Source organism: bacterium, from assembly GCA_040755795.1.
Lineage (GTDB): Bacteria > UBA9089 > CG2-30-40-21 > CG2-30-40-21 > SBAY01 > JBFLXS01.
Genome location: JBFLXS010000149.1, coordinates 1 through 8,864 on the forward strand (window position 1 = coordinate 1; position 8,864 = coordinate 8,864).

An 8,864-nucleotide genomic window follows, 5' to 3' on the forward strand; every position below is an offset into this window, starting at 1 on the left:
AATTCACTAATCTCTAATTCGCTTTTTGGTATGTGGAATTTGGTGCTTATTTGAGATTTGGTGCTTGGGATTTGGGATTTTTTACTTATCCACTCTGAGTAAAATTTTGACTAATAACTGCTATATTACCGATTACCTTACAATAGGTAGGTGATATGGGAAAACCGATTATTGGTATCACGATGGGTGATGCCGCAGGAATTGGACCAGAGGTAATCATTAAGGCATTAAATACACCTTCTATTTATGCGGAATGTTGCCCAATAGTGATTGGTGATGGAAAGGTATTGTTAGCAGAAATCAGAAGACAGAGGATAGAGGACAGAGGACAGACTCTTCCCGAACCCCGAGTCCCGAGTCCCGAGCCCCGAGCCCCGAGTCCCGAGCCCCGAGTCCCGAGCCCCGACTCCCGAGCCCCGAGTCCCGATTTTGAAGACAGACTAAAGATTAATTCTATTCAAGATGTATCAGAGGCTAAATTTCAGTTTGGAACGATTGATTGTCTTGATTTGGATAATATTAAATTAGATGAATTAGAGATTGGGAAGATAAGCAGAACAACTGGTAAGGCGGCTATAGAATACATAAAAAAAGCAGTTAATCTAGCTCTGGATAATGAAATTCAAGCCATTACTACTGCCCCGATAAGTAAAGAGGCTATAAATAAAGCAGGATTTCATTTCGCCGGACATACAGATTTTTTGGCAGACTTAACCCATAGACGCCAATATGCGATGATGTTTGTAAGTCATTCTTTGAAGGTTGTCCTGGTAAGTATTCATATCCCTTTATACAAGGCAATCCGGCAACTTTCAAGGAAAAAGGTTTTGACCACGATTAAATTAACTCAATCTGCATTTAAGGATTATTTTGGACTAAAAAAACCAAGAATTGCCGTAGCTGGATTAAATCCACATGCCAGCGAAGGAGGGTTATTTGGCAAAGAGGAGGAAAAAGAGATTATCCCGGCGATTGAGGTCGCACAACGCAAAGGGATTGACGCCAGAGGCCCCTATCCGCCGGATACTATTTTTTATCGTGCCGTAAAAGGTGAATTTGATGTCGTCATCGCAATGTATCACGACCAGGGACTTATTCCTTTAAAACTATTGGCTTTTGATGAGGCAGTCAATGTTACCATTGGATTACCAATAATTCGCACCTCACCTGACCACGGCACTGCATTCGATATTGCCGGTAAAAACATAGCCAGTCCTAAAAGTATATTAGAGGCAATTAAATTAGCGGCGAAAATGGCAAAGACAAAAGGAGGAAAGCAATGACTACAGCAACTATGCTAAAACAAACAAAATTTACCTATGAAGATTACCTTACCTGGGATATAGAGTCTGATAATCGGTATGAATTGATTGGAGGTGAATTCTTTATGGCACCAGCACCAAATGTATGGCATCAACATATTTCTGGAGAAATTGTATTTAAAATTATGCAACTTTTAGAAAAGACAAAATCAGGCAAGGTATTTCATGCCCCTTGTGATGTTGTTTTAAGTAACGAAGATGTTGTTCAACCGGATATTATCTTTGTCTTAAAAGAAAATTTCAATATCATTACCAAAGATAATATACAAGGTTCACCGGATTTACTCATAGAGATTATCTCGCCAAACTCTGCCCAGAGGGACAGAATTACGAAAAAAAGGCTTTATGAAAGATGTGGTGTCAAAGAATACTGGTTAGTTGACCAGGATAGAAAAGAAATAGAGGTTTTGACATTAGAAGAAGGAAGATATAAAACTTATGGTATCTTTAAGTCCGAAGATACTCTTTCTTCAGTAGTATTAAAGGATTTTTATTTTAAAGTAAGAGAGGTGTTTTAAATGGCTACAGCAACTATGCCAAAACAAGAAAAATTTACCTATGAAGATTACCTTACCTGGGATATAGACTCTGACAATCGGTATGAATTGATTGGAGGTGAATTCTTTATGGCACCAGCACCAAATGTATGGCATCAACGAATCTCAAAAAGAATTGAATTTAAAATTATGCAAGTATTAGAAAAATCAGGGTTAGGAGAGGTATTTTATGCCCCTTGTGATGTTGTTTTAAGTAACGAAGATGTTGTTCAACCGGATATTATCTTTGTCTTAAAAGAAAATTTCAATATCATTACAAAAGATAATATACAAGGTTCACCTGATTTACTAATAGAAATTATTTCACCAAACTCTGCCCAGAGGGACAGAATTACGAAAAAAAGGCTTTATGAAAGATGTGGTGTCAAAGAATACTGGTTAGTTGACCAGGATAGAAAAGAGATAGAGGTTTTGACATTAGAAGAAGGAAGATATAAACCTTGTGGTATCTTTAAGTCCGAAGATACTCTTTCTTCAGTAGTATTAAAGGATTTTCATCTTAAACTAAGAGAGGTGTTTTAAATGGCTACAGCAACTATGCCAAAACAAGAAAAATTTACCTATGAAGATTACCTTACATGGGATATAGAGTCTGATAATCGGTATGAATTGATTGGAGGTGAATTCTTTATGGCACCAGCACCAAATGTCTGGCATCAACGAATCTCAAAAAGAATTGAATTTAAAATTATGCAAGTATTAGAAAAATCAGGATTAGGAGAGGTATTTGATGCCCCTTGTGATGTTGTTTTAAGTAACGAAGATGTTGTTCAACCAGATATTATCTTTGTTCTAAAAGAAAATTTCAATATCATTACCAAAGATAATATACAAGGTTCACCGGATTTACTCATAGAGATTATCTCGCCAAACTCTGCCCAGAGGGACAGAATTACGAAAAAAAGGCTTTATGAAAGATGTGGTGTCAAAGAATACTGGTTAGTTGACGCAGATAGAAAAGAGATAGAGGTTTTGACATTAGAAGAAGGGAAATATAAATCTTATGGTATCTTTAAGTCCGAAGATACTCTTTCTTCAGTCCTATTAGAGGATTTTCATTTTAAAGTTGGTGAGGTATTTTAACGAGGTATTGGTGCGGATAATGTCTTTACTTGATGATACGAAGAAAATACTATTACAAAACAGTATCAGACCCCAAAAAAAATTAGGACAACATTTCCTTGTGAACGAGGAGATACTTAATCAAATAATTTCAGCGGCGCAATTATCGAAAGAGGATACCGTTTTAGAAATTGGCGCCGGAATTGGTATTTTAACCAGTCAATTAGTCCCGTTGGTCTCAAAGGTTATTGCGGTTGAAATTGCCCCGGTCTTGATAAATATTCTCAATCAAGAATTAGCGGGATATACGAATGTTTTGATAATAAAGGAGGATATTTTAAAAGTAAATTTGTCTGAACTGTTAGATAGAAAAGACCAAAGACTAAAGACCAAAGACCAAAGACTAAAAATAGAGGAAGAAGACCGGAGACAGAAGACAGAAGACAGATTACGGATTTCGGATTTGAACATAGAATCCCGAGTCCCGAGCTCCGAGTCCCGAGTCCCGAGCTCCGAGTCCCGAGTCCCGAGCCCCGAGTCCCGATTTTCAGCAGAAAAGAAGATAAAGGTAGTTGCCAATTTACCTTATTATATTGTAACACCAGTAATTATACATCTTTTGCAGGCGAAAGAGAACTTCTCAACATTAATTTTAATGGTGCAGAAAGAGGTTGGGGATAGAATCCTGGCTAAACCAGGGTCAAAAACCTATGGGGCATTATCTATCCTGGTGCAATATCATTGTCAAGTAGAGCGGATATGTGAGGTAAGCAGGCAATGTTTTTACCCTCATCCACAGGTAGATTCAGTTGTCTTAAGGTTAAATATCTTAGACAGACCATCAATATCAGTAAAGGATGAGCAGTTTTTCTTTAAACTAGTTAGAGCCGCCTTTTCAAAGAGAAGAAAAATGCTAATTAATGCCATTTCAGATGTGGGCATTAGTAAAGAAAGACTAACAGAATCTCTTGTTGAAAATAAAATTGACCCGAAAAGAAGAGGGGAAACATTAACATTAGAAGAATTTGGTAGACTAAGTGATTTTTTGAAAGAAGTAGAAAGTAGTAAGTAAAGAGATACAATGATTTCTTTATTTGCTACTCTCTACTTCCAAAGGAGGCATATAGAATGGATAAAAGGAACAAAACTGCAGAATATTATGTTAGTTATGAACAAGATGAAGATGGATATTTCATCGCTTCCTGTCCTTCAATCAAAGGATGTGTTGCGGCTGGTAAGACTATGGAGGAAGCCTATCAGAATATTCAAGAGGCAATAGAAAGTTGTCTGGAGGCTTTAGAAAAAGTGAAAGGGATTATCCCTGAAGAGAAATTTTCTCACGAAAAGATTCCAGAAATATCATTTGTAGCAGTAGGTGTATAATGTCAGAGCCAGATGTTAAACTAAAGGTATGTTCATATAAGGAAATTGCCAGAAAGTTAGAAAAGGCGGGCTATATTAAAATTAGAACGACTAAGCATCCAGTCTATTACAGTGAGAAATATGGTATGACAATACCAGTTCCAAATCATCCAGGGGATGCACCTAAAGGTCTTGTGAGAAAGATTATCAAAGAAATGGGAATGAGCGTAAAGGATTTTAATGAACTTTAACAAAGTTTGGTGGTAATCTAAAATTGACCCTAAAAGAAGAGGGGAAACATTAACATTAGAGGAATTTGGAAGGGTAAGCGAGTTTCTAAAAGAGACAGTAGATAGTAACCATAATGTATTGGAATGTGGGTTAGCGGAAAAAAAAGTGATAATATTAAAATGAATGAAAAACTTTATTTTCAAGCAGAAAATATACAAATATATAATGATGATTTTTTAATTTCTGATGAAATCACAGGAGGCTCGATAGATTTAATTGTGACTTCCCCACCTTATAATGTTGACTATTAGATACAACGCTTATGATGATAAAATTCCTTATGAGGTTTATCTTGAATTTACTTATAAATGGCTTGAGAAGGCATATAAACTTTTAAGAGAAGATGGGCGGTTCTGCTTAAACATTCCCCTTGACAAGAACAAAGGTGGTCAACAAAGTGTTTATGCTGATATTATTTCAATAGCCAAAAAAGTGGGCTTTAAATATCACTCGACAATTGTATGGAATGAGCAGAATATATCAAGAAGAACAGCCTGGGGTTCGTGGCTTTCTGCAACCGCACCTTATGTTATTGCATCTGTTGAAATGATTGCTGTGTTGTATAAGAAAAAGTGGAAGAAACTTAGTGAAACGCAAAAATCAGATATGACTAAAAAAGAATTCATGGATTGGACAAATGGTGTATGGACTTTTATGGGGGGAAAGCAAAAAAAGAATTGGACATCCGACACCATTTCCAATAGAACTTCCAAGAAGGTGTATAAAACTATTTAGTTTTGTGGCTGACACCGTGCTTGACCCATTTTTAGGTAGCGGTTCTACCTTGATTGCTTCCGTCCTGACAAATAGAAAGGGAATTGGTATTGATATAGATAGAAATTATTGTGAAATCGCAAAAGAGAGGCTTATAAAAGAAGCAAAAATAAACCAGCAAAAAGAGGAAGAGAAATGACAAAATACCAGTGCAAAAACTGTAATTATAAAGGAAATTCTTTAGTGTTTCAGATTAACAGTTATAACTACTGTGTGGCTACAAATGCGGAAGAACCTGAATATATAAGTGACACACCAAACTGGGTAAAAAATATGGGGTATGGAGAGGCTTATGTGGGTGAACCTGTCGGATGTCCAAAATGTCATGCATGGGGTATTGATAATTTTGAGATAAGATAGTCATCAAATACACCAATCTGGCATGAAAGAGCAAGGATATATAATTTTTACTTAAGGGGATTCAAGTATCTCATAATAATGCAAAAGATGAGTAAATGAAATTTTTAGCGGATTAAAAAAAATCGAAAATCAAAAATCAAAAATCGAAAATAACAGAGAGGAGGATAAGACAATGAAGGGCGTAATTATGGCTGGTGGTTTTGGGACGCGGTTGCGACCGCTTACCTGTAATATCCCTAAACCTATGGTTCCGCTGGCTAATAAACCAATAATGGAACATATCGTTAGTCTTTTGAAAAAGTATGGGATAAAGGATATTGTCGTTATCCTTTATTATCAACCTGAGATAATTATGGATTATTTTGGGAATGGAGAGAAATTTGGGGTGAATATTACTTATGTTTCGGCGACTCAAGATCTTGGAACAGCAGGCAGTGTAAAAAATGCGGCTAAACATCTGAATAAAGAACCATTTTTGATTATTAGTGGGGATGTTTTGACCGATTTTGATTTAAAATCTATTATTAAATTTCATAAAGAAAAAAAGGCTATTGCCACAATTACCTTAACCGCGGTAACCAATCCTTTACAATATGGTATTACCCTTATTGATTCAACCACAGGTCGAATAAAGCGTTTCCTCGAAAAACCTTCCTGGGGAGAGGTTTTCTCAGATACAGTTAATACGGGAGTATATGTATTGGAGCCAGAGGTTCTTGAAGATATTCCTGAAGGGGAGATGTTTGATTTTAGTAAAGACTTATTTCCTAAATTACTTGCCGAAAATTCTCCACTTTATGGATATGTTGCTACAGGATATTGGAGGGATATTGGTAATTTAACCGAGTATCGATTGGCACATTATGATGTTTTAACCCAAAAGGTAAATATTGAGATTTGTGGTGAGAAAAAAGAAAATATCTGGAAAGATAAGCATTCCATAATCGCCGATGGAGTAAATCTTGAAGGCAATGTTATTATTGGCAAACATTGTAGTATAGGAGAAGGGGTGAAGATTATTAATTCTTGTATTGGAGACAATTGTATTATTGAAGAAAATTCAATAATTACTAATTCTATTCTCTGGGATGGCGTTCATATCGGGAATAGTTGTGAATTACGAGAAAATGTCATTGGAAAGGAATCTTATATCAAAAAGTGCTCATTCTTAGAAATAGAGGCAATAATTGGAGATGGTTGTGTTGTTGGAAGTGATTGTATTATAAGAACAAATGTCAAGATGTGGCCTTATAAAATCGTAGAAGATGGGGTGACATTATCGACAAGCCTTATCTGGGGTGAGAAATGGACACGGAGTTTATTTGGTAGTCGGGGGATAGTGGGATTAGTCAATATGGAAATCACACCTGAATTTGCCTGTCGCCTCGGTGCGGCTTATGCCGCATCTCTGGCTAAAAATGCGGATGTTATTGTCAGCCGTGATGTACATAAAACCTCCAGAATGATAAATCGCTCCCTGATGTCCGGGATTTTATCCGTAGGAATAAATGTCTGGGATATGGGTGTTATCCCTATGCCTGTTGCCCGATTCCAGAGTAATATCTTGAATGCACACGGCGGATTACATATTGCTCGTGCCTCTTACGACCCTAAAATGATAGAAATTCGCTTCTTTGAAACCTCTGGATTAGATATTTCCGCGACTAAAGAAAAAGCCATTGAACAACTTTTTTACCGCGAAGATTTCCGAAGGGCAAAGGTAGAAGAAATAGGAGTAATATCCTTCCCCTATCGGATAATCGAGTGCTATCGAGAAGGATTATCAAATGTAATTAATGCTAGTTTAATCGCTCAATCTAAATTTAAGATTATCATCGATTACGGCTTTGGTAGTATCTCAACAGTATTTCCAACGGTTTTAGAAGGATTAGGCTGTGATGTCATTGCCCTCAATGCCTATACGGATCCAGAAAGAGTAATTAACACACCCGCCAGTATATCTTTGGCATTAAAACAATTATCAAATATTGTCCTGACACTTGATGCAGACCTTGGAATTCTATTTGACCAGGAGGCTGAAAGAATCTTCCTGGTGGATGACCGAGGTAGAATTATTCCTGCTAATTTAAATGTCGCCTTATTATCAAAATTGGCTTGTGAGACGGTTAAAGAAGGAAAAGTTGGTATTCCAGTCACAGCCACCCGGATTATTGCCCAGATGAATGAAGACCGAATTAAATATATCAAAACTACTTATAAAGAAAAAATCTTTGATAAAGATTTAATTATGATTAGTAATGGACAGGGGGGATTCATTTTCCCTCAATTTCAACAGTGTTTTGATGGTATGGTTTCCAGTTTGAAATTACTTGAGTTCCTATCATCTAAAGGAATGAAATTAAGTGATGTAGTCGATTCTATCCCACCATTCTATGTCCATCATGAAAGAATCTCCTGTCCCTGGGAATTAAAAGGGAGTTTAATGCGATGGATAATGGAAGAGGTTAAAGATAAACATATCGAATTGATTGATGGTATTAAAATATATCGCCGAAAGGATTGGGTCTTGCTATTACCAGACCCGGATGAGGCACTATTTCATGTCTATGCTGAGGCAGGCTCGAAAGAAAAAAGCGAAGAATTAACCACAGAATATATCCAGAAGATTAATAAATTTAAAGAAAGAGGATAAAAATAGTAGGCAAGTAGGTAGTAGGTAAGTAGGAAAGGGATAAAGGATGTGCACAGTATTCCTCTTCTGGGGGCAATGTCTCCCCCTTTCCTACTTTCCTACTCTCCTACTTCCTACTTTCCGGAGAATCCCCCATTTCACTGACCCATTACATAGTAGGTAGTAGGTGAGTTAGTCTGTGGTCTATAGTCTATTTTGAGGAGGAAAGCAATGCCAATTTTAGCTACAAAAGAAGAAAAATGGACATACGAGGATTATGTTCAATTCCCGGATAATGGGAAAAGGTATCAAATAATTCAGGGGGAGGTTTATATGAGTCCAGCACCAGTTCCGTATCATCAAAGAGTATTAGCAAAGTTAGGTAACATTTTGTATCGATTTGTTAATCTTAATAAATTAGGAGAGGTATTTTATGCACCTTGTGATGTTCTGTTTTCAGATGAAGATGTTGTCCAACCAGATATATTCTTTATCTCTAAAGAG

Annotated in this window: 10 protein-coding genes and 1 pseudogene; all 11 read left to right on the plus strand. The window is 36.6% G+C overall.

All coding sequences use genetic code 11. The features are described from left to right. Positions 1–155: 155 nt before the first annotated feature. On the plus strand, positions 156–1,283 hold the full coding sequence (gene pdxA / locus AB1414_10640) for a 4-hydroxythreonine-4-phosphate dehydrogenase PdxA (GenBank protein ID MEW6607888.1): 1,128 nt from the start codon (positions 156–158) through the stop codon (positions 1,281–1,283). After that, complete coding sequence (locus AB1414_10645; protein MEW6607889.1) at positions 1,280–1,840, plus strand: Uma2 family endonuclease; 561 nt, start codon at positions 1,280–1,282, stop codon at positions 1,838–1,840. The genes pdxA and AB1414_10645 overlap by 4 nt, the downstream gene beginning before the upstream one ends. Next, positions 1,841–2,401 (plus strand): Uma2 family endonuclease, encoded by a 561-nt coding sequence (locus AB1414_10650; protein MEW6607890.1) that lies wholly within the window; start codon positions 1,841–1,843, stop codon positions 2,399–2,401. Beyond that, positions 2,402–2,962: a Uma2 family endonuclease gene (locus tag AB1414_10655; protein ID MEW6607891.1), complete on the plus strand. Its 561-nt coding sequence runs from the start codon at positions 2,402–2,404 to the stop codon at positions 2,960–2,962. Positions 2,963–2,981: 19 nt separating this feature from the next. Further along, a complete protein-coding gene (locus AB1414_10660; GenBank protein ID MEW6607892.1) occupies positions 2,982–4,013 on the plus strand; it encodes an rRNA adenine dimethyltransferase family protein in 1,032 nt (343 codons plus the stop codon). Positions 4,014–4,069: 56 nt separating this feature from the next. Beyond that, a complete protein-coding gene (locus tag AB1414_10665) occupies positions 4,070–4,324 on the plus strand; it encodes a type II toxin-antitoxin system HicB family antitoxin (protein ID MEW6607893.1) in 255 nt (84 codons plus the stop codon). After that, on the plus strand, positions 4,324–4,554 hold the full coding sequence (locus AB1414_10670) for a type II toxin-antitoxin system HicA family toxin (protein MEW6607894.1): 231 nt from the start codon (positions 4,324–4,326) through the stop codon (positions 4,552–4,554). Before AB1414_10665 ends, AB1414_10670 begins: the two co-directional genes overlap by 1 nt. A 159-nt stretch (positions 4,555–4,713) precedes the next feature. Then, a pseudogene (locus AB1414_10675) lies at positions 4,714–5,507 on the plus strand (site-specific DNA-methyltransferase). Beyond that, positions 5,504–5,728 carry a hypothetical protein gene (locus tag AB1414_10680; GenBank protein MEW6607895.1) on the plus strand — a complete coding sequence of 75 codons (225 nt, stop codon included), beginning with the start codon at positions 5,504–5,506 and terminating at the stop codon, positions 5,726–5,728. The pseudogene AB1414_10675 and the gene AB1414_10680 overlap by 4 nt, the downstream one beginning before the upstream one ends. Positions 5,729–5,900: 172 nt before the next feature. Next, positions 5,901–8,381, plus strand: coding sequence for a mannose-1-phosphate guanyltransferase (locus tag AB1414_10685; protein ID MEW6607896.1), 2,481 nt, complete (start codon positions 5,901–5,903; stop codon positions 8,379–8,381). Between the two features lie 210 nt (positions 8,382–8,591). Further along, a partial coding sequence (locus tag AB1414_10690; protein MEW6607897.1) for a Uma2 family endonuclease occupies positions 8,592–8,864 on the plus strand: 273 nt, incomplete at its 3' end.

Excerpts from the sequence above, each read along its gene's own strand:
- pdxA (MEW6607888.1), top strand. The coding sequence starts at position 156 with ATGGGAAAACCGATTATTGGTATCACGATGGGTGATGCCGCAGGAATT.
- AB1414_10645 (MEW6607889.1), top strand. The coding sequence starts at position 1,280 with ATGACTACAGCAACTATGCTAAAACAAACAAAATTTACCTATGAAGAT.
- AB1414_10650 (MEW6607890.1), top strand. The coding sequence starts at position 1,841 with ATGGCTACAGCAACTATGCCAAAACAAGAAAAATTTACCTATGAAGAT.
- AB1414_10655 (MEW6607891.1), top strand. The coding sequence starts at position 2,402 with ATGGCTACAGCAACTATGCCAAAACAAGAAAAATTTACCTATGAAGAT.
- AB1414_10660 (MEW6607892.1), top strand. The coding sequence starts at position 2,982 with ATGTCTTTACTTGATGATACGAAGAAAATACTATTACAAAACAGTATC.
- AB1414_10665 (MEW6607893.1), top strand. The coding sequence starts at position 4,070 with ATGGATAAAAGGAACAAAACTGCAGAATATTATGTTAGTTATGAACAA.
- AB1414_10670 (MEW6607894.1), top strand. The coding sequence starts at position 4,324 with ATGTCAGAGCCAGATGTTAAACTAAAGGTATGTTCATATAAGGAAATT.
- AB1414_10680 (MEW6607895.1), top strand. The coding sequence starts at position 5,504 with ATGACAAAATACCAGTGCAAAAACTGTAATTATAAAGGAAATTCTTTA.
- AB1414_10685 (MEW6607896.1), top strand. The coding sequence starts at position 5,901 with ATGAAGGGCGTAATTATGGCTGGTGGTTTTGGGACGCGGTTGCGACCG.